The 19,757-nt window shown below is 58.1% G+C and carries 18 protein-coding genes and 1 tRNA gene; 11 read left to right on the top strand and 8 right to left on the bottom strand.

From position 1 onward, the window contains the following. Positions 1-180: 180 nt before the first annotated feature. A complete protein-coding gene (locus ACAM_RS05035; RefSeq protein ID WP_022541737.1) occupies positions 181-2,928 on the bottom strand; it encodes an ABC transporter substrate-binding protein in 2,748 nt (915 codons plus the stop codon). Positions 2,929-3,081: 153 nt separating this feature from the next. Between ACAM_RS05035 and ACAM_RS05040 the strand changes: the two genes are divergently transcribed. From ACAM_RS05040 to ACAM_RS05075, 8 genes are all read left to right on the top strand, one after another. After that, a complete protein-coding gene (locus ACAM_RS05040) occupies positions 3,082-3,522 on the top strand; it encodes a CBS domain-containing protein (RefSeq protein WP_022541738.1) in 441 nt (146 codons plus the stop codon). 42 nt (positions 3,523-3,564) lie between these two features. Then, positions 3,565-4,713: a pyridoxal-phosphate dependent enzyme gene (locus ACAM_RS05045; protein ID WP_022541739.1), complete on the top strand. Its 1,149-nt coding sequence runs from the start codon at positions 3,565-3,567 to the stop codon at positions 4,711-4,713. A gap of 118 nt (positions 4,714-4,831) precedes the next feature. Then, positions 4,832-5,107: an acylphosphatase gene (locus ACAM_RS05050; RefSeq protein ID WP_062662611.1), complete on the top strand. Its 276-nt coding sequence runs from the start codon at positions 4,832-4,834 to the stop codon at positions 5,105-5,107. Positions 5,108-5,158: 51 nt separating this feature from the next. Further along, positions 5,159-6,577: a cysteine--tRNA ligase gene (gene cysS / locus ACAM_RS05055; protein ID WP_022541741.1), complete on the top strand. Its 1,419-nt coding sequence runs from the start codon at positions 5,159-5,161 to the stop codon at positions 6,575-6,577. After that, the gene (locus ACAM_RS05060; RefSeq protein ID WP_022541742.1) at positions 6,562-7,365 is read left to right on the top strand and encodes a HesA/MoeB/ThiF family protein; all 804 of its coding nucleotides are present in this window, start codon (positions 6,562-6,564) and stop codon (positions 7,363-7,365) included. The genes cysS and ACAM_RS05060 overlap by 16 nt, the downstream gene beginning before the upstream one ends. A 65-nt stretch (positions 7,366-7,430) precedes the next feature. Continuing rightward, positions 7,431-7,552, top strand: a tRNA-Arg gene (locus tag ACAM_RS05065). A gap of 74 nt (positions 7,553-7,626) precedes the next feature. Beyond that, a complete protein-coding gene (locus ACAM_RS05070) occupies positions 7,627-7,932 on the top strand; it encodes a hypothetical protein (RefSeq protein ID WP_022541743.1) in 306 nt (101 codons plus the stop codon). 80 nt (positions 7,933-8,012) lie between these two features. Further along, positions 8,013-9,233 carry a methionine adenosyltransferase gene (locus tag ACAM_RS05075; RefSeq protein ID WP_022541744.1) on the top strand — a complete coding sequence of 407 codons (1,221 nt, stop codon included), beginning with the start codon at positions 8,013-8,015 and terminating at the stop codon, positions 9,231-9,233. An 18-nt stretch (positions 9,234-9,251) separates the two neighbouring features. On the opposite strand, the gene ACAM_RS05080 is transcribed toward ACAM_RS05075, so the two are convergent. Then, entirely contained in the window at positions 9,252-11,222 is a 1,971-nt protein-coding gene (locus tag ACAM_RS05080) for a DUF460 domain-containing protein (protein WP_022541745.1), read from the bottom strand. A 42-nt stretch (positions 11,223-11,264) separates the two neighbouring features. Further along, positions 11,265-12,170 carry a serine/threonine-protein kinase RIO2 gene (locus ACAM_RS05085; protein WP_062662584.1) on the bottom strand — a complete coding sequence of 302 codons (906 nt, stop codon included), beginning with the start codon at positions 12,168-12,170 and terminating at the stop codon, positions 11,265-11,267. A gap of 165 nt (positions 12,171-12,335) precedes the next feature. Between ACAM_RS05085 and ACAM_RS05090 the strand changes: the two genes are divergently transcribed. Further along, positions 12,336-12,668 (top strand): ArsR/SmtB family transcription factor, encoded by a 333-nt coding sequence (locus ACAM_RS05090; protein ID WP_022541747.1) that lies wholly within the window; start codon positions 12,336-12,338, stop codon positions 12,666-12,668. A 13-nt stretch (positions 12,669-12,681) separates the two neighbouring features. Here ACAM_RS05090 and ACAM_RS05095 read toward each other — a convergent pair whose 3' ends face one another. Then, a complete protein-coding gene (locus ACAM_RS05095) occupies positions 12,682-14,298 on the bottom strand; it encodes a CTP synthase (RefSeq protein WP_022541748.1) in 1,617 nt (538 codons plus the stop codon). A gap of 100 nt (positions 14,299-14,398) precedes the next feature. Here ACAM_RS05095 and ACAM_RS05100 point away from each other — a divergent pair, with 100 nt between their 5' ends. Together ACAM_RS05100 and ACAM_RS05105 are read left to right on the top strand one after the other, a co-directional pair. After that, positions 14,399-15,202, top strand: a complete 804-nt coding sequence (locus tag ACAM_RS05100) for an HAD-IIA family hydrolase (protein ID WP_022541749.1) — start codon at positions 14,399-14,401, stop codon at positions 15,200-15,202. After that, entirely contained in the window at positions 15,165-15,455 is a 291-nt protein-coding gene (locus ACAM_RS05105; protein WP_022541750.1) for a hypothetical protein, read from the top strand. The genes ACAM_RS05100 and ACAM_RS05105 overlap by 38 nt, the downstream gene beginning before the upstream one ends. Here the strand turns inward: ACAM_RS05105 and ACAM_RS05110 are convergent. From ACAM_RS05110 to ACAM_RS05125, 4 genes are all read right to left on the bottom strand, one after another. Further along, positions 15,452-16,261 carry a hypothetical protein gene (locus ACAM_RS05110; protein WP_022541751.1) on the bottom strand — a complete coding sequence of 270 codons (810 nt, stop codon included), beginning with the start codon at positions 16,259-16,261 and terminating at the stop codon, positions 15,452-15,454. The genes ACAM_RS05105 and ACAM_RS05110 overlap by 4 nt on opposite strands. Continuing rightward, entirely contained in the window at positions 16,224-16,913 is a 690-nt protein-coding gene (locus ACAM_RS05115; protein ID WP_022541752.1) for a hypothetical protein, read from the bottom strand. Before ACAM_RS05115 ends, ACAM_RS05110 begins: the two co-directional genes overlap by 38 nt. 127 nt (positions 16,914-17,040) lie before the next feature. After that, positions 17,041-18,996, bottom strand: a complete 1,956-nt coding sequence (gene rqcH / locus ACAM_RS05120) for a ribosome rescue protein RqcH (RefSeq protein ID WP_022541753.1) — start codon at positions 18,994-18,996, stop codon at positions 17,041-17,043. A gap of 66 nt (positions 18,997-19,062) precedes the next feature. Further along, on the bottom strand, positions 19,063-19,485 hold the full coding sequence (locus ACAM_RS05125; RefSeq protein WP_022541754.1) for a hypothetical protein: 423 nt from the start codon (positions 19,483-19,485) through the stop codon (positions 19,063-19,065). Positions 19,486-19,757 lie beyond the last annotated feature (272 nt).

Genomic DNA, 19,757 nt, shown 5'->3' on the forward strand with positions numbered 1-19,757 from the left:
CTAAATATGCCTCTCCTCGACTAGACGATGAAGCTGAAACCGGTGAAATCTACGCCTGGTAAGGAAGACCTAACGAGGTAGCATAAGACTAGGGGAGGACCTGGGAGAAGCCATGTGTTTAAACGAGGCCCTAAAAAACTTGTACAAAGTTAAAATAGTATGGGGTTGTGGAGGCTACGTTTAACCCTGCCTCCTTAGGTAGAAGAACGCCGCGGCCGCCAGTATTATCAGTATTATTATCGCGGCCAGCACCGTAGTGCTTACGCCCGTCGTCACTGTAGTTGTCTGGGTGACCACGGAGGTTTGTGTCTGCACCTGAGTCTTGGTCACCGTCTCAGTCTGCACCTGGGTCACAGTCTTCTCAAGGGTCTTGGTTATGACTACTGTCTGGGCTGGAGCGGTCTCCGTTGGTGTGGTCTCTGTGGGCGTTGTGGTTGTTTCTGGGGTTGTCGTCTCTGTGGGCGTTGTCTCAGTCGTGGTTGTCGGCGGCGCCGTTTCTATGGTTCCGTAGACGTTGTTCCTAGTTACCTCGAGGAGCTGCGGCGGTATGAAGCCCTTGCCCAGCGGGTAGTCTTGGAAGAAGACTAGCTCCATAACGTTGGCGTTGGGGTCGTAGCTCTCTACCATGAAGGGCCCGTTGAACACGACGGCGTGGCCCTTCTCATTTATGAAGTTCACGTAGGCCTGGAGCCTGGCGTCCATGTCGCTCTGGCTCATGATGTTGAGACCGTTCACGTACTTCAGAGCCTCGGTCTGGCCTACCAGCTCGGAGGCCATCTGGGCTATCACATCAGGGTGCTTCAGCAGATCCACAGCTATCTCGCCAGTAGCCTCCCTGTCCGTCCAGCCGTAGTTAGTGCCTCCGGGATCCTCCACAACAGCCTTCTCCAGGGCCATTATCATGTGCAGCGGGGTCCACACCCACATGTCTATAGTGGATGCTATCAGCGCGGGGTCTACGTCCAGGTAGGGTGTGTAGACCTCTATAGTGTCATCGTCGACAATCTTAATACCGTATATCAGCTCCAGCGTGCCCGTCACTGCACCGTCTATCTCGGAATCGTAGAACGGGTCTGTCTCGCCCGTCACCTGGCTGTCGTCGAACGCCCACTCGTAGTAGAAGGCTAGCACACCCAGTATGTCTGCTAGGGTCATGTCGGTGCCGTCGTGCCACTTGCCCAGGACGAAGTCGAACGTGACTTTGGCCGATGCCTGGGCGCCCTCTGAGACTACGCTGCCCACACCTGGTATGTAGTCCTTGCCCTGGGCCTTGGCCTCACCCACTGTTATCCACTTGTTCTCAACGGGGTCGTAGACCATGGCGTCGTCAGGCACGGGTATGCCGTCGGGGTTGACCTCTACGTTCCAGCTCTCCCTGATGGGCACAGGTATGCCGGTTACTGGGTGTGCGTACATTCCGAAGTCAGCGACCTGGTACCTGATTACCTCGCTGTATATGTCTGTGAAGCCTAGCACCGGGTTCCAGGGGCTTAGGAAGAGCGCTCCAGCGGCGCTGAACTCTATCACAGTCAGGTTGCCGTCGACGGTCCTTGATGTCCTGACGCCCCACATGCTCCAGAGGCCTGTCGTTGTGCCGAATATCAGTCCGGTGACCCTGTTCTTATTTATGGGGAAGAACTCTAGGTTCTCGGTCAGGAATACCCTGGGTACCTCCTCCAGGCCGAGCCTTGTCAGCGCCCTAATGTCCTCCCTTAGCTGGTCCACCTGGTCTGGAGTATAGTTGCCGAAGTACAGCTTGTAGCCCAGCTCGTACATCTCAGGGTTGAACCAGAACCACCAGTCCTGGACCCTGTGGTTGGGGCCGTAGCCCCTTAGCGGGGCGTAGAAGAACGCTACGTCGTACCTGGCCCAGTATATCGGGTCGTCGGTTACCGAGACCCAGCCCTTGGTGTAGAGGTGCCATAGCCTGCCTCCTATGGTATCGCTTGTCTGTATCGGGTTTATACCGTAGACCAGTGGCGTGACTATTGTTCTCGTCCTCTCTATTCTGTTAACCTTTATCCAGAGGTAGCTCTCGATCCAGTTTGCGATCTGCCTACCGCTGTCTAGCCTCTCATCCTCAACTCTAATCAGGAAGTTTACCTCTACCTGAACCTCGGTGCCGTCGGGGTAGACGAAGTACAGCCACTTGCCTCCGGGGGCTAGTGGGTCGTCCTTGAACACCAGCTGGTAGCCGTACTCGGCGTATATCTGGTTCAGCTCGTTTATCGCCTCCTCCATCAGCTGCTCGGCTGTGGCGACATCAGCAACGCTTGTGACGCCCAGCTCCTCTGGTATATCAGCCACCCACTCGTAAGCCGGGTGGCCAGACCTGATGGCCGTCAGCATGGGGTTGGCGCTGCCCTGGTAGATGCCGTTTACTAGGAAGCTCCTGTCAATTATCAGCTGGAGCGCCTGCCTTATCTTCTTCACGCCGAAGGGGTTGAACTCTATGTTCCTGTCGTTGGGGTCGACCTGGGTTATGTCGACCCAGTTGCTGCCGAAGGCGCTGTCGGCGTTCTTATAGACAAGACCAGGTATCTGGACTCCCTGAATGGTTTCATAGTCTCCGGGGCCGTTGACCTTAACCACTATCTCGCCCTGCTTGGTGGAATCGTAAATGTTGCTCGCGAGGTTGATTGCGAGGGCAGTGAAGGTTGAGCTGCTGGGTATGAGGTCTATGTTAGCCATGACGTCCTGGGGTATGTCGAGGTAGTTCTTCAGGGGCTGGCTCCAGAGGAATATGTCTGCGTTGCCGCTCCCGACCTCGACGATGCCAGCCGTCATGTCGGTGACCGTCTTAAACGTTATCCTCTCAACAGGCTGGCCGGCCTGTGCTGAGGCTAGAGTGACCAGCGGGATCGATGGTAGGACGAATATGGCTATCATAACCGCTGCTATGAGTATCCTGGTTAAACCGGCTTTCATTATCTATCCACCCACCATACGGTCATTATTATAACGCTTCTACATAACTGGCTTTAAATTAAGCTTCAAACCTGTGTATAGATTCATCAACAGAATAGGTGGTTCTCAGGCTTATACTGCTTCAACCCCAAAGAATGCCCTGGTGGTGCTTGTTTGGAGGGCGAGCTGTGCCTCCACATCTCCCTCGACCCCTCAACACCCATATCGTCCATCATCGACAGCGTGGAGGTAGCCCACAATATCGTGTACGTCGACTCCGGAGCTACGGTTGCAGATGCTGTAGATAAGTGCGTTCACGAGGGATGCGAGTTCATAGTAGTGAAGAGCGGGGAAGGCGAGTTCGCTGTGAGCATTGGCGACGCCGTCAAGAGCTATAGCAGGGAGAAACCGGTCTCCGAGCTTAGGGAGGAGGCGCTGTTCGAAGTCGGCGGGGCTGCTAGTATACAGAGGGTGATAACAATGCTTCTAGCCAGCGGAAAGCCCGGTGTCGCCGTGAAGGAGGGGGGCAAGATCGTTAGCATAGTTGCCCTGAGGCTGGTATCCAAACTGCTGTCCCTTGAGATCGACGTGGAGGAGCTAAGGGGTGCTGATTAGGCGGGGCGGGTAGCTGGGTGCACCTGGGGGTAGCTCGGCGAAGTGCCTTTAGCTGATATAAGCGGGTATCTGGAGGTTCTAGACTCTGTACGAGGTTTCTCCTATCTTGAGACAGCTAGGGGTGTGTTGAGGAGGGGCGCGGCCGGGTGCGTCTCCAACCCCAGGGAGAAGCCAGGGTATGTGAAGGCACTCTACGTTATAGGAGCTGTCAAGATACCGGTGGGGGAGGGATGCAGCTACACCCTGGAGGAGCTGGGTGTTTACGATATCGGCGGGGCCCCGGATATGGTGTTCTCCTCGCCCCTAGACCTCTTCACGAGAGGGAAGCCGACGCCTCTAGTTAGGTCCCGCCTCCAGCTGCCAGGGGGAGTTAGGCTCTGGCTAAAGCTAGAGTGGTACAATCCCTTCAGCCTCAGCGTGAAGGATAGGCCGGCTGTAGAGATTGTTTCCAGGCTCTCCAGAAGGGTGGAGAAGGGCTCGCTAGTCGGAGACGCCACTTCCTCGAACTTTGGTATAGCGCTATCCGCTGTAGCCAGGCTCTACGGGTACAAGGCCCGCGTCTACCTGCCTGGTGCTGCTGAGGATTTCGGGAAGACACTCCCCCGGCTGCTCGGCGCCGAGGTTATTGTAGATCCTGAAGCGCCCTCGACAGTCCACCTCCTCCCCCGGGTTATGAAAGATGCCAGGAGCGGGGGCCTGGTCCATGTAAACCAGTTCTACAACGACGCAAACTTCGAGGCCCACATGAGGGGGACTGCGCGGGAGATTTTCGTCCAGTCCCGCAGGGGAGGACTCAGGCTAAAAGGCGTCTCCGGGAGTCTAGGCACCTCCGGGCACATGTCCGCAGTCGCCTTCTACCTCCAGAGCGTCGACCCTGGGGTTAAAGCGGTTCTAGTGCAGCCAGCAAAGGATGCTTCCATACCGGGGATAAGGAGGGTTGAGACGGGGATGCTCTGGATAAACATGCTCGACATCGACTACAGCCTGGCCGAGGTGACCCTGGAGGAGGCGGTGGAGGCTATGGCGGAGGTCGCCCGGAGCGACGGCCTAATTATAGGCCCCTCGGGCGGCGCTGCTGTGAAGGCTCTGGCAAAGAAAGCTGGCGAAGGAGAGCTTGAGCCTGGCGACTACGTTGTTGTAGTGCCCGACACAGGATTCAAATACGTAAACCTAGTCAAGCAGCTCCTCTAAAGGATGGGTTAGGGGCCTAGGCTAAATACTCCTGGCTAGACCGAGTAGAATGCTGGCCATTCCCGGGGGGCTGGGGTCGGGGGTGGGTGTTTTGGCTGTTCCAAGCGTTAAGGACAGTATGGTCAGGGCCAGGATTGTTGTGAGGGGCGTTGTGCAGGGCGTGTTTTTCAGGGCTAGCATGCGTGAGGAGGCCAGGCGTCTCGGGCTGTCTGGGTGGGTTAGGAATCTGCCTGACGGTGAGAGTGTAGAGGCTGTTGTCGAGGGTGAGGGGGAGGCTGTTGAGAGGCTGATATGCTGGGCCCTCCGAGGTCCTCCGGCGGCTAGAGTTAAGGAGCTGAGGGTGGAGCTGAAGCCCTACAGGGGGGAGTTCAGGGGGTTTGAGATAAGGTATTGAGGCCCAGCACTCCACTCCTTTCTACCCGGGATTCTCGGTGGGTGCTACGTGTTGATACGGGTCTTTAACACGCTCGGTAGGAGGAAGGAGGTTTTCACCCCCCACAGGCCGCCTCTCGTCGGTATGTATGTGTGTGGGCCTACTGTCTACGACTACACCCATATAGGCCACGCTAGGACCTTCACAGTATTCGACGCGGTTAAGCGCTACCTCAGGCTCCGGGGTTTCGACGTCTTCCACGTGCAGAACATCACGGATATTGACGATAAGATTATAAACAGGGCGAGGGAGGAGGGGAGGGACTGGAGGGATGTTGTGGAGGAGTATAGCAGGGACTATTTCGAGGGGCTCCGGAGCCTGGGCATACAGATAGACCACCATCCGAGGGTCACCGACCATATACCGGATATAATCAGGTTCGTCCACGGCCTCATCGAGAAGGGTTACGCCTACGTTGCCGAAAGCGGTAGCGTCTACTTCGAGGTCGACAAGTACCCTGGATACGGCATGCTAAGCGGCTCCCTCTCGAAGGAGGCTTGGAGGCAGGAGGAGGATGTGATGCACGAGAAGAAGAGCCCCTATGACTTCGCCCTATGGAAGGCGGCCAAGCCCGGCGAGCCAAGCTGGGAAAGCCCCTGGGGGAGGGGTAGGCCTGGATGGCATATCGAGTGCAGCGTCATGAGCAGCAGGTACCTGGGAAGCAGGATTGACATTCACGGGGGAGGGGTTGACCTGGTCTTCCCTCACCACGAGAATGAGAGGGCGCAGAGCGAGAGCTACTTCGGCCACAGATGGGTCAAGTACTGGCTGCACGCAAGCTACCTCACTATAAAAGGTGAGAAGATGAGCAAGAGCCTGGGGAACATCATACCCCTCAGGGAGGCGCTGAGGGAGTGGGGTCCGGGCCCCCTGAGGCTCTGGCTACTCAGCTCCCACTACAGGAGCAACCTAGACTATAGCGAGGAGGCTCTAGGCCAGTATAGGAGGCTGTATGAGAGGCTTAGACAAGCGGCAGACTCCATCGGTAGGAGGCTAGAGAGGGCTGAGCCTAGCGGCAGGCTCGGGGATAACGAGCTTGAGACTCTCGCCAAGCTCAAGAGGGTGATCTCGGGGTGGCATGAGGCCATGTCCGACGACTTCAACATGGGCAAGGCCATGAGCAGCCTATGGGAGTTCACCACAACATACTTCAGGGAGGTTGAGCAAACGGAGAGCTACACACTCCTATGGCTATCCTGGAGGATACTCACTGCATTCAACAGCGTCTACGCCTTCTCCCCCGACATAATGGAGTCTAGGAGACCCGAGAAGACTCTCGAGGACAGCCTGGTGCAGGCGCTTGTTGATGTGAGGAGTGAGCTGAGGAAGAGGAGGATGTACGACCTCGCAGACGATATCAGGAACAGGCTGGCAGAGCTCGGCTTCATACTCCACGACATGGGGGAGAAGACGGAGTGGAGGAGAAAGTAGGGCTGGAGCCCCTCGACCCCAGGGCTATAGAGAGGCTGGACCTCAACCTGTACTCCAGGCAGCTGGGCCTCCTCGGCGCCCGGGGGCAGCTGAGGCTGGCCAGCGCGAGAGTCGCCGTGGTGGGTCTAGGCGGGCTTGGGAGCCTCGCGGCCGCCTACCTTGCCGCAGCGGGCGTCGGCAGGCTAATCCTAGTCGACAGGGATGTTGTTGAGCCGAGCAACCTTAACAGACAAGTCCTCTACGGGAGAGGCGACGTTGGCAAGTACAAGGCCGTAGTTGCAGCGGAGAGGCTGGCTGAAATGAACCCGGAGGCCGAGGTGGAGCCCATCCCCGAACCTCTAGACCCGATCCTCGCCGAGGACCTCGCCCAGGAGGCCGACGTCATCGTGGACGGGCTGGACAACTGGATGGCTAGGCTATGGCTCGACGCGGCAGCTTGGAGACGCGGCAGGCCACTGGTCCACGGGGCTGCCGAGAGGATGCACGGCCAGGTAACCACGGTTGAGAGGGGTAGGAGTTCGTGTCTAGCGTGCATAGCCCCCTCGAACCCGGAGCTGTCGGGCTGCACAGCCATAATCGCCCCCACCGTCGGGGTGGTATCGTCCCTCGAGGTCCTTGAAGCCTTGAAACTCCTGGCCGGCGTAGGGGAGCCCCTCTACAGCAGGCTAGCCATAATCGACCTCACCTACCCAAGGATTGAGGTCCTCAGGCTAGCCCAAATGGACTGTGGGCTATGCCTCACCAGGCTCAAAGGCGGTGAGGACCTCGCCAGCCTATACGGTCTCTAAGGGAGGGCGTGCCAGCGGCTCCACATTATAAAGGCTTCCAGAGTAGAGAATAAACCATCCGGAGCGGGCCCGTAGCTCAGCCAGGACAGAGCGCCGGCCTTCTAAGCGCGGGGGGTCGGGAGAGCCCCTGTCTCTGCTGCGCGGGGAAAGCCGGTGGTCCCGGGTTCAAATCCCGGCGGGCCCGCCACACAACAGCCCCCCTGGTGGCGGGGGGCTGCGCCGGGGCTCCTAACCCTTGGGTTGATGGCGGGGGTTCGGGTGTTGAAGGCTAACGTGGCGGCTGCAGGTGTTGTAGGGGCTTCTCTAGCGCTGGCGTCGGCCCTGGCCACGGGGCTGGTGGGTCTGGCGCCCTCTATTTGGGGGGTTGAGCCTGGTCTCGCGCTGGGGGTGGGGGGTGTTGCTCTGTGTCTGGCTGTCGCGTTAGCTCTCTACCCCGTCTACTCGAGGCTCTCGGGAGGCTCGATATCTGGGGTGGTGGAGTCTATTCTCTCCCAGGTTATGGTCTACCTGGTTCTGTGGCCGTCTCTCCACGCCTCCATAAGGCTAATATTCGGGCTTGGAGGGTGAGCCTCGCCTCCCTGGTGTATGGCAGTACAATATATTTCCCTCGACTGGAACCCCCCGGTAACTTAGGGTGTGTAGTAGCAGTGGCCCGTAGGATTGTGGTGGAGAGCTACCCCTACCCTAGGGTTGAGGACCTGCAGGTGGAGCTTGTGGAGCGTAAGGGGCTCGGGCACCCTGACACGATCTGTGACGCTGCGGCTGAGGCTGTGAGCAGGGAGCTGAGTAAATACTATGTGGAGAGGTTTGGCAAGGTTCTGCACCATAACGTTGACAAGGTGCTTCTCGTCGGCGGCCAGGCCGCGCCTAGGCTGGGCGGGGGGGAGGTCCTCCAGCCCATCTATATCCTTGTCTCGGGTAGGGCGACCACCGACGTCAAGACCGGGGGCGGTGTGGAGAGCGTGCCCGTCGGCCCAATGATCCTGAGGGCGGTGAAGAACTACATCAGGGAGAACTTTAGATTCCTAGACCCTGAGGAGCACGTCATAGTAGACTACAGGGTGGGTCGGGGTAGCGTGGATCTCGTAGGTATTTTCGAGGCTGAGGAGAGAGTGCCCCTAGCCAACGACACCAGCATAGGCTCGGGCTACGCACCCCTATCAACACTTGAAAGGCTCGTTCTCGAGACCGAGAAGCTCCTGAACAGCAGGAAGACTAAGGCGAGGCTGCCAGCCGTCGGGGAGGATGTGAAGGTGATGGGAGTGAGGGACGGGAAGACGATAACACTCACCGTGGCCATGGCCGTAGTAAGCAGCCAGGTGGACAGTGTTAGCGACTACCTGTCCGTCAAGGAGGAGGCTGAGAACCTTATACTCGATCTAGCGTCGAGGATCGCTCCAGACTATGACGTCAAGGTTAACATCAACACCGGCGACATACCCGAGAAGAACATTCTCTACCTGACCGTAACGGGAACGAGTGCCGAGCACGGTGACGATGGTGCAACCGGGAGGGGCAACAGGGTTAACGGGCTTATAACGCCTATGAGGCCTATGAGCATGGAGGCCGCGGCGGGCAAGAACCCTGTAAACCACGTTGGTAAGATATACAACGTCGTCGCCAACGACATAGCAGCCCTAATCCACCGCGAGGTGAAGAGCGTGGAGGAGGTGTACGTGAAGCTGGTGAGCCAGATAGGCAAGCCTATCGACAGGCCTCTAATAGTCGATGTGAAAGTTAGGATGGAGGGCGGTAGGGAGATCACCGCAGACGCCAAGAGAGAGATAGAGGCTATAGCCAACTCAGTCCTAGACGGTATAACAGGCTATACCGAGAAGTTTGTGAGAGGCGATATAACAGTCTACTAGACGCTGCGGAAGGGGGGGTTAGCGGCGGGAGGACCTCCGGTACTCCTCAACTATCCTCATGATATCCACAGCCGCATCTCTCCTACGCCTCCACTCAGCCCTCATCTCCCCCGCTATTCTCAGGACCTCGCTTGACACTAGCACGTAGCCGCCGAGCCTGAGGACCTGGACCTCACTGAGGGGTATTACCGGGACTCGCCTGCTCTTCAGGGCGTTGGCCGCGGGGGAGTCTGGGTGCTCCGCCACCACAGCCTCCACGCCAGTCTTCGCCAGCTCCTCCACGGCGTCCCAGGTGAAGGTGTCCCCGCCTCTAAGCACGATTATGAGACGGCCGCCCCGGGCCGTAGAGGCGGTCTCTCTAACCGTCTTCAGCGTGAGCCTGTCCAGCTCCACCGCCAGTAGGTGAGTGCCGCGTCCCAGAAGCTCGACAGCCCTCCTAAGCTCCCCCACGGTAGCCTTCAGCTCCTCAATCCTGAGCGTAGACTCCTCGAGCCTCTGCTCCAGCTTCCTCACCCTCTCCCTCACAATCTCCGTCTCCCTCTTCAGGCTGTGCTCGCTCCTAGCCCGCGCCCTGGCTCTCTCCAACTGCGCCCTGAGCGCTCTAACCTCGCTCTCCATGTCCTCAAGCCGCCTCCTAAGGCTCGAGTTCTCTATCCTTAGGGCCTCGAGGGCCTCTCTTAGATTGTTTATCTCCCTGTAGACACTACCCCCATCCCCAGAACCCTGGGACTGATGGTTGTTTTGACCCTGCTCGGGCTTGGTGAGCTCCGGCTCACCCCCTCCAAGCTCCTCCTCTATAGCGCGCTCCAGCGCCTCAGCCAGCGTAACCCCCCTTATAACGTCAATCTTCACACGCTCTACATCAACATCTATCCCCATCTTCTCGATAGCCCTCTCGACAGAGCGGAGTTTGGACTCGAGAGTCATGTAGGCTTTATATGCCGCTGCCGCGGCGTCCCTAACATGTGTGTCATCAACGGAGGGACCGAGGACCCGCCTAGCAAGACCCCATTTTTCAGAGGTCGTGAGGTCTGCAGGCGGGGTGTAGAGTATGGCGCCCCATTGGGCTGCGAGCTTCTTGGCCGTCTCCGGAGGGTCTGACACGTCTACAGCAACCATCACCGGCCTCCCAAGGCTGTAGACTATCTCCGTCACCCTGCTCCTATCCAGGTTCTTACCGCTCTCCGCGTGGAGAAGCCTGCCGTTGATGTCAAGGACTGCCAGCCCAGTTGTTATCCCGGGGTCTATCCCCACTATCACGGGGGAGCCCCTATCCGGCGTGCTCGGGAGTGTTAGTATCCTGCTCCTAGCCACCGGCTTTATCCTAATTGAGTAGTCGGGACCCTCCCTACGCCTCACAACACCCTCCAGCTTCTCTCTGGGAGCATAGACTATGAAGGTTGCAGACTCTATCCCGCCCTCGCTCCTCCTATAGTTTAGATCGTAGTCGAGCCCCGCCCTGTCGAGCGACTCCCTAATGCGGGAGACCGCCTGTGATATTGCAGCCCTAACCCTCCTCTGATACCTAGCCTGGCTCCAGCCCCCCGCGCTCCCGCTCCTAGCCCTAGAGACTGTTACCAGAGTCTTCTCCTCGAGGACGCTCACAGGGTTTCCAGCCCCCTCTAGGGCGAGCACGGCTAGGAGGTATGCGGTAGCTGTTGGAGTCGGCTTCTTATCGATCCTTATACCATACTTCTCGGCAACCTCCCTCAGGCTCGCCAGCCTTCCGCCATCCAGGGTAACCTGGACCAGCCTTGTCTTGGGGGGTAGCATGGAGGCGACCCTGCCGACATCCCTCTCACCCCTGCCGAGCTCGAAGACGTTGTCCACCGCCAGTACGTCGGGCTGCCTGTTCCACGCTATCCTTATAAGCCTAGCCAGGCTTATTGACTCGTGCCTCTCCACAACCCTACCACTGCCGTCAAGTATAACCGCTGCGTACCTGGCGCTCCTGCTTCCTGGCTCTCCGGAAACTATATCGACGCCCATAACGGCGCGCGTTACAACACCACCCCCCTGTCGGGGCCTGGTCTACACAGGGGGCTCTCCTGTCTCCCCCATCACATATTTTATAGCGGGGGCTAATTCAACCTTTAGCCCCGCCCTCCTCCTGAAATATCTTAGAATATAGTCTACATCCCTCGTGAGCAGCTCGTGGGCGTGGGGCTCGTCCCTGTAGACGTACTGGGGCCAGTCTATCACCACGCCCCCGCCCTCAGCGGTTGCTATGACATTATACTCGCTAAGGTCGCCGTGGACCACTCCGACTCGCGTATAAGCTATCCTCAGGGTTTCAAGCACATCCCTAAGGATGGACGCGGCTGTTTCGGCGTCGAGAACTCTAACCTCGGCTAGTAGAACCCCCTCAACGTACCTCTGGACAACGGCGTGCCTGTTCCACGCTACAGGGCTGGGAACCCTGGCGCCCTCCTCCTCGAGCCTCACGAGTATCTTGAACTCCCTCTCAGCCAGGGCTTTGGAGACGTCGAGCCAGCTCGTGGGCCTCAGGTCTAGCGCGTAGCTCCTGTGCCTCCTAATCTTCCTAAAGCTTTCCCTACCAGCCCTATGCAGCTTAACCGTCAGCCTGGAGCCTGCCGGCGAGACGGCTATGTAGACGTCCCCCTCTTTACCGAGCCCTATCTTGTCGCCTAGGACCTCTATAATCCCGCGAGACCTCAGATTGTCTATCGCCAGCACGTCAAGCCCCGTGTATGTTAGCGTGTAGCCGCTCAGGCTACCGAGCCTCCTCTTAATAAGCTTCATAGTTACAAGCGTCTTCACAGCCCTCGAGAACCTTGAGGGGGGTAGGCGGGAAGACCTCTCGACAAGCTCTACCGGCACGTAGCGGTACCTCCTCATCCACTTCTCAATAGCCCTAAGCACCCTCAGCTCGTCGCCGCCCAAGCTGGTGTAGACGCTCCACAGGTTCAACGGCAACCGGCACGTACCCGTACTGACTTGTGGCGCCAGGAGGGTATAACGCTGGGGGAGCCCTCCTAACCTTAGGTGGGAGTGTCTAACCTGTTCAACAGCACTGCATATTATAAAAACTTGTTCTAACACTTTAAAATTTGCTGGTAACCGAATATTGGGGGGGTAAGAGTGGGCTCCACGCCTGATAGTATAGCCGGGAAGGAGGAGGGAATAGTTGAGGAGGAGGGTGTCATGTATGTTAGGGGGTATAGGCATATAGCCAAGGTAGCCCACGCGCTGGCTAACGAGACTAGGACGAGGATTATAGAGCTGCTTGCAGATGGCCCTAAGACTCTCGACGAGCTCTCGGAGGTCCTCGGCCAGAGCAAGGCTAACATAAGCAGCCAGATAAGAAAGTTGGAGGAGATAGGGATTGTTGTGCCACGCTACCAGCCGGGGGACAGGGGTATAAGGAAGACTGTTGAGCTCAGGGCTAGGCGGATAGTACTCATGCTTGAGTAGCGGGTCCGGCGGGCTAGCTTTCTTGCCCGGCCAGAGCTTTTATGAAGCCCCTGAAGACCGGTGCCGGGTCCAGGGGCCTGCTCTTGAACTCCGGGTGGAACTGGGTTGCAAGGAAGAATGGGTGGTCTCTGGGCCTAAGCTCTATAGCCTCCACATAACCCTCCTGGCTCCACGCACTCACTACAAGACCAGCCTCCACCAGCCTGTCGACGTAGCTGGGGTTAACCTCGTAACGGTGTCTATGCCTCTCGCTAGCGACCTCCCTCCCGTAGAGGCTCCAGAGTATAGTGCCCTCCACTATCCTTACAGGCCTCGCGCCTAGCCTCATAGTGCCCCCCAGCTTGTCTATACCCCTCTGCTCGGGCAGGAGGTCTACTACAGGGTGGGGTGTATGCGGGTTCACTTCAGTCGTGTGAGCCTCCCTCAGGCCCAGCACGTTCCTAGCGTACTCCACCACCGAGAGCTGCATGCCGAAGCATATGCCGAGCAGGGGTTTCCTGCCTTCTCTGAAGCGGCGTATCGCCTCTATCTTTCCCTCAACACCCCTAACGCCGAAGCCCGGGAGCACTACCGCCGCGTCGGCCTCCTCAAACACCCTGTCAACATCTACCTCACCCCTCTCAATATCGGTGCTCTCTACCCATAGGAGATCCGGCTTCACCCCCTCGTAGGCTGAAGCGTGTTTAACAGCCTCAACTATGCTTATATAGCTGTCCCTAAGCTTCGTGTACTTGCCCACCATGGCTATCCTCACCCTCCTCGAAGCCTTCTCGTAGAGGCCCACGAACTCCTCCCACCTGGAGAGGTCCGGACGCGACTCCCTCCCGAACAGCCTCCTCTCAACCAGCCTCGCGAGCCCCTGCTTCTCGAGGAGAAGCGGAAGCCTGTAGAGGTTCTCTATGTCGTAGCTGTTTATCACGTTCTCCATAGGCAGTGTGGCGTAGAGTGCTATCTTCCTGACCGCCTCGGGCTCGAGGGGGTAGTGGCTGCGGACCACCACGGCGTCGGGCTGTATACCTATCCTCCTCAGCTCCTGTATGCTGTGCTGGACAGGCTTCGTCTTCTGCTCCCCCGTCGTGGGGAGGTAGGGGCTTAGGGCTACGTGTATGAAGAAGGTGTTGTCGAAGCCCTCCTCAAGCCTCATCTGCCTGGCAGCCTCTAGGAAAGGAAGGCCTTCTATATCACCCACCGTGCCTCCAATCTCCACTATAACAACGTCGGCCCCGGATGCATCGCCTACCTCCTTTACCCTAGACTTTATCTCGTCAGTTATATGCGGTATAACCTGGACAGTCTGGCCCAGATAGTCTCCACTCCTCTCCTTCGAGATAACGGAGAAGTAGATCTGGCCCGTGGTTATGTTGTGTTTTTTAGACAGGTTCTTACCAAGGAACCTCTCATAATGGCCTATGTCTAGGTCGGTCTCCCCCCCGTCCTCCGTCACAAAAACCTCTCCATGCATGTAGGGGTTCATAGTGCCGGCATCAACATTTATGTAAGGATCTATCTTGATAGCCTCAACGCTGTAGCCACGGCTCGAGAGCAGAAGAGCCAGGCTGGCCGTGGTGAGCCCCTTGCCCACGCTCGACAGAACTCCTCCAGTAACTATCACATACTTCCTAGAAGGCATCGCCGCCTCTAGAGTATCTTCGAAAACCCGTCCCTAATAAGTTGTAAAACCCAAGCTAAATCACCTCCGCCATCCGAGTATCTCAGGCGGGGTTGGAGGGTTGCAGGGCTGCCCTGGACTGGACGGCTACGATATAGTGTTCGCCGATCTAGACGGCGTTATATGGATTGGGGGAGAGCCTATAGAGGATAATCTAGCGGTGCTGAGGAGACTAGCCTCTGAAGGGAGACTTGTGGTCTTGACGAACAACTCCACCCGCAGCAGGAGAGTCTACGCGTCAATGCTGAGGAGTATAGGGCTTAATATACCCCCGGAGAGGATAGTCACCAGCGCCTACAGCGCGGCTGTCCTGCTGAAGAAGGAGAGGGGCCCCTCAACAGCGATGGTAGTCGGGGAGGAGGGGCTTGTCGAGGAGCTTGTTTTGGAGGGCCATACCGTGGCCAGCTCCGGCGACGATGTCGATGTGGATGCTGTTGTTGTGGGGCTCGACAGGAACCTCACCTACGGGAAGCTGGCTAGAGCCGCCTCCGCCATACACGACGGGAGCCTCTTCGTAGCCACAAACCTCGACCACGCCCTGCCCACGCCCAAGGGCCTTATACCCGGCGCGGGCTCTATAGTAGCCCTCCTCGAGAAGGCCACCGGCGTGAGGCCAGCAGTCGTCGCTGGGAAACCCTCCAGAGGCCTGGTCGAGGTCCTACAAACACTATACAGGCCGGGGAAAGCGGTTGTCGTGGGTGACAGGATAGATACTGACGTCGAGTTCGCAAGGCTCTGGGGTGTAGACTCCCTGCTTGTGCTAACAGGAATGTACAGGATCGTAGGCGTGGAGGAGGCCGCTAGAATGGCGGGTGAGGGGGTTAAGGTTGCCAGGAGCCTCGGGGAATTCTGCAGGGGAGGGTAGCGGGGGCTGCGGTCTCGAGGAGAGGGCGGTGGCCCTGGTCAGCGGGCTAGCCGAGTCAAACCCTCAGCTTGAGGCTGTGCTCGAGGTCACAGGCGGTGTTGCCCGTGTTTATGTCAGGGAGGAGTGCGAGGGGGAGTGCGGCCTGGAGGATTGGAAGGTCCATTTGAGCCTCCAAGCCTCCAGGCTTGGGCTGAGGATCAGGTCCTACAGAAGGGAGGACGGATGGAGCGTTGTTGAGCTTACGTGCGGCTAGGACCTGAACATCCTCCTCACATCCATACCCAGCAGATCCTTGTAGGCCCTGCTGATGGGTGAGGCGCCTAGGACTATCTCCTCAAGATCCTCGCTGCTGAGCCGGCAGGCACTCCATCCACGCTCCACGTTGAGGAGGTAGAACCTAGCCCCATCCCTCCTCATAACCCACCATAGCGCTGCAGTAGCCATGCCCAGCGGGACGAAGCTTAGCGGCCCGAAGAATACCGGGGCTACGATGTATGCGGGGATTAGGAGGGCGAGGCCTACTCCATAAGCTTTCATCCTAGACTCGTACCTCCTTATCTCGTCCTCCAACACGGGGTTCAGACTGCAGGGTCTAGAAGCCTCCCTCAGAATCGCGCCAGCTAGGTCAACTAGACTACCTAGGCTGGGCTTCCTGACGTACCGCCAGATGGAGGAGAGGAGCCCGGCAAGCCCATATACATTCCCTTGATAGCCTCTCGCCACACCCGATATTAGGGGCTCGAGAGGCCTCCTAGCAATCCCCTCCAGCTCATCCTCCGGCAGCATACTCACTATAACCCTCGAGACCTCGTCGAACACCCTGCAACAGTCTCCACCACGCCTCGCCCTATATACGCTCTCCGCCATGAAGACGGCGGCATGCTGGCCGCTTATGCCGCCCCCGCCCACACCCCCCTCCAAGACAGGCTCCGTCTCATCCCCAAGATCGCTGGCGAGCCTTAGGCTTGAGCAGCGTGAGAGCTTGCAGAGGAGGCGCGATAGCCTGAAAGCCTCGAACCCCTCAAACCTGCCTTGCCTCCTCCGCTGTCGCCCGGACAACTGACAACACCTCCTCCACCACCGCTCCAAAGGAATCGGGCCTGGGGGACGTTACCGCCAGTACAAGCCTCCTGCCGGGCACCACGGAGACCCGGAACACCGACCCGAGACGGGAGAGCCTCCTCCAAAGCTCCCTAGCTAAGTCCAAAGCCTCCCCCTCAGTGGCGTAGGCCTCGGCACCTAGATCCGGCAGCTTAAGCCTCCTCAGCTTTCTCCTCAGGGGGCTCTGTTTAACATCCTTATACACAAGCTGGACAACATCTATACCGCCCCGCCTGTATATGTGTGCCTCGCCCTTGACACCCAGCGAGTCCCTAACCTCCACTGCAACCTCAAGCTTCTCGCGCCTCCTGAACAGCATAATGATGGGTAGGTAGAAGAAGGCGTGGTATGGGGGTGTCGTATACGTTATATAAACCTTCTTTATAGGCCCTCTGTTGACCCAGTATTCCGCAGTGAACCCGACTAGATACCCGTGCACCACATACCTCTGGTCCCGGGGGCCTATAACCTGCTCGAAAACCCTGACCAGACCCGCCTGCCGCCTTATCATCTTCTTCCTAACCTGGAAGAACCAGGCTACGCTGGGAAGCGCCGCCAGTATAAGCACTAGCAGAGCGTTAGCTAGAGTCTCCCCCGTTATCTCCACCAAAGCCCCTCCACACCCAAGCCCCTTTGGGGTGCCCGGCGGAGGCTCTAGGCAGCCCTTTACTAGAGCCTACACCCCCCTAGTTAGATTTGTTGTGGTCTCCTAGGGTTTAACCATTGTTCCGCCGCACTTAGGCCTCTGAAGAGGCGTATCTTTTCAGGGCTTCCTCGAAAAGCCGTGCATCGCCACTGCCAGCCCTGGCCCCAGCTATCCTGGATCTCCCGGGGAGTCTTGCCTCGATCTCCCCCGACGGTAAGGCCTCTACCTTGAGAGCCGCCTCCTCGCCCACAGCCCTCGAGACGATCCTGGAGAGGGTAGCTCTCAGCTTCTCCGCCGCCTCTCCCACACTCATATCCCCGGGCAGTAGTATAGCGTAGGCTATGGCATATCTAGACACCGCGTCCTCGCTGCCTACTACTATTTGGGGGAGATCCCTGTGCATGGCTACTCCGAGGGCTAGCCTAAGGGGTACGTGGTGTATATAGTTTCTCTTGCCGTAGACCATGAACGCGCCGCGGGCCAGATACTCGCCGGATGGAGGGGTTTTAGACACCTGCCTCCCATAGACCCAGTAGACGCTTACACCTCCAGCCCCCGCCTTCCAGGCCTTGCTGTACGCTGCTGCCAGAACCGCCGCGTCATATATGTCCTCCTCGCCTGGCATGAGCCTTCTCGTGAGCAGTACTGTGGCGGGGGCTCCGTGTATGTCGGCGTGGAGGAATATATCCTCGTGCCCTAGATATCTCTTTACCACACTCTCATTCTGACCAGCATCCCTACCCCCTATTGCCAAGAACCCTCCCCTCGTTATAGTCCAATGGTACTTCTCGAACCAGAACCTCCTCCGGCTCTCTAAGATCCTCCTGAGACGCCTGAGCCTAGCCCTCCTAACAGCCTCCTCCAGCCTAGACCTAGCCTCGGCAAAGGCCTTTTCAGCCCTTTCAGCTTTCGCCTCAAGCTCGCCCGCCTCCCGGTAGAGCCTCAGTATCAGCCTCCCCGCATCCTCACCCCGGGTAGCCTCAACTCTAATACCGCCTAGCTCCAAGATTACCTTGTTCCCTCTAACCTCAGCCACCGGGGGGAGCGCCTCGCCCCTAACAGCCCTGCGGAGCGCCTCATCCACCTGCTGATACGAGGATGCTACAGCCTCGGCAGCCCTCCTCAGCTCGCCAGCCCTACGCCTGTACTCCTCAGCAAGCTTCACAGCCTCCTCCATACTCCTCCGTAGCCTCGCCACCTCAGGCTCCTCTCCAGCCTCGCCGCCTCCGGGTGTGAAGAGTTCGTCGAGCGCGCTGTGGAAAGTGGGGTGCTCGCTGCACTCTAGCCTCTCCCTCCTGAAGGGATTTGCCTCCAGCCCCTTCTCCCCCCTGCATAGATAGCCTCTCCCCTGGAGCGACTCCCTATAGATGTCTTGTAGAACCCCAGCTACACACTCCCAAACACCTCCCCCTAGGCTGGAGGGGTGTGCAGCGTAGTCCACTCCACACCTGTCGAGCGCTTCCTCCGCCGCCTCACCCGGCACCCTAGCGCCCCTAATAAGGCCTCTCACAGCGTCAGCCCCCTTTGACGCGAGCTCCGCCAGCGCCTCGGGGGGTAGAAGGAACGGGTTATCCTCCTGTAGCGGGGGAGGCCTGTACCGGACCTTCGGCTTCAAAACCCTATCTCTAAACTCGGCCACTAGCGTAGTGGCCTCAACAACGCCGTCGCCATTTACGAGGACTAGGGCGCCCCTCGGCATTATCTCCACGTATAGCTTATGGCCCGTGGAGAAGGAGAGTTCCGCGAGCCTGTCAAAGCCAAGTTGCCTCACACCCTCCAGTCTAGAGCCTCTAACCCTCCTCCTCATAACAGCCACGAACCCTGTAGGCACTACCTCTCTTAGAACCGCAGCCCTGCTCGTGGCATGAATCCTTACCGAAGGCTCTGCTATGACGTTTACACTGCCACCCGGCCCCTTGAACTTCATCAACACACCGTTCCTACCTGGAGGCCAGTATATATTGTCGAGCCTCGCCCCCCTTAGTGTTTGGTGAAGGAGATTTACAGCTACATGCACGTCAAGGCTGTTCATAGCCTTCCTAGCCACACCTCTCTCCCTGAACTCTTTTCCAGCACAGGAGGCTCAAGTACGGTTTGCAGGCTCCCTCGCTGCTCAGTCCTTCTCCTTATACTCTACCACGGCCCCTGTAGCCCAGTCTATGAACACAACCTCCTTTACACCCACACTCTTGATCTTCGCCTCCACATCGGCTAGGAGCCTCTTCCAAAGACTCCAGTTGATAAACTTGCAGTAGTAGCAGCCGGGGTCGCTACCGGTGTAGTCTATGAATATAGCCGCTTTCGACCCGTCGCGGGAGAGCCTTATCCTCTTCACGACACCAGATGTTATGAGGTCAATGTCGAAGCCCGGCACCTCTGTGGACGCTAGGACCTCCTCAACCCTCCTCAGCGTAGCAACTATGTTCCCAGGAAGCCCGGCTTGCTGCAAGCCAGGGCCAGGCTCGGCGGGGCGAGGGCTCCTACCGCTGGTTCCACCGAAGAGCCTACCCAGAATGCTTCTCAGACTCTTCTCCATACCCCGAACCCCCTGTAAGAGGTGTTGGCACTGCTTCAATAAAAACCTCAATAATAATTTTTATTTAAGCGGGGTTTAAGCAGGGGCGTCGCGGCCCAGCGCTGATATGTTCTGCACCATATACAGCCTCTCCCCCATTGTTGCCCGCCGGTCCCTTCCCGCTTCCTCCGACAGCGTTACACGGTTTCTTGTGATGGCATTGTTGAGTAGTTTTCACCGACTCAAACCATGCTATCCCGGTTACACTGGAGCTTAAAGTTGTGTAATTGGCG

It is taken from the genome of Aeropyrum camini SY1 = JCM 12091, from assembly GCF_000591035.1.
Taxonomy (GTDB): Archaea; Thermoproteota; Thermoprotei_A; order Sulfolobales; family Acidilobaceae; genus Aeropyrum; species Aeropyrum camini.

Excerpts from the sequence above, each read along its gene's own strand:
- ACAM_RS05035 (WP_022541737.1), bottom strand. The coding sequence starts at position 2,928 with ATGAAAGCCGGTTTAACCAGGATACTCATAGCAGCGGTTATGATAGCC.
- ACAM_RS05050 (WP_062662611.1), top strand. The coding sequence starts at position 4,832 with ATGGTCAGGGCCAGGATTGTTGTGAGGGGCGTTGTGCAGGGCGTGTTT.
- ACAM_RS05080 (WP_022541745.1), bottom strand. The coding sequence starts at position 11,222 with ATGGGCGTCGATATAGTTTCCGGAGAGCCAGGAAGCAGGAGCGCCAGG.
- ACAM_RS05095 (WP_022541748.1), bottom strand. The coding sequence starts at position 14,298 with ATGCCTTCTAGGAAGTATGTGATAGTTACTGGAGGAGTTCTGTCGAGC.
- ACAM_RS05125 (WP_022541754.1), bottom strand. The coding sequence starts at position 19,485 with ATGGAGAAGAGTCTGAGAAGCATTCTGGGTAGGCTCTTCGGTGGAACC.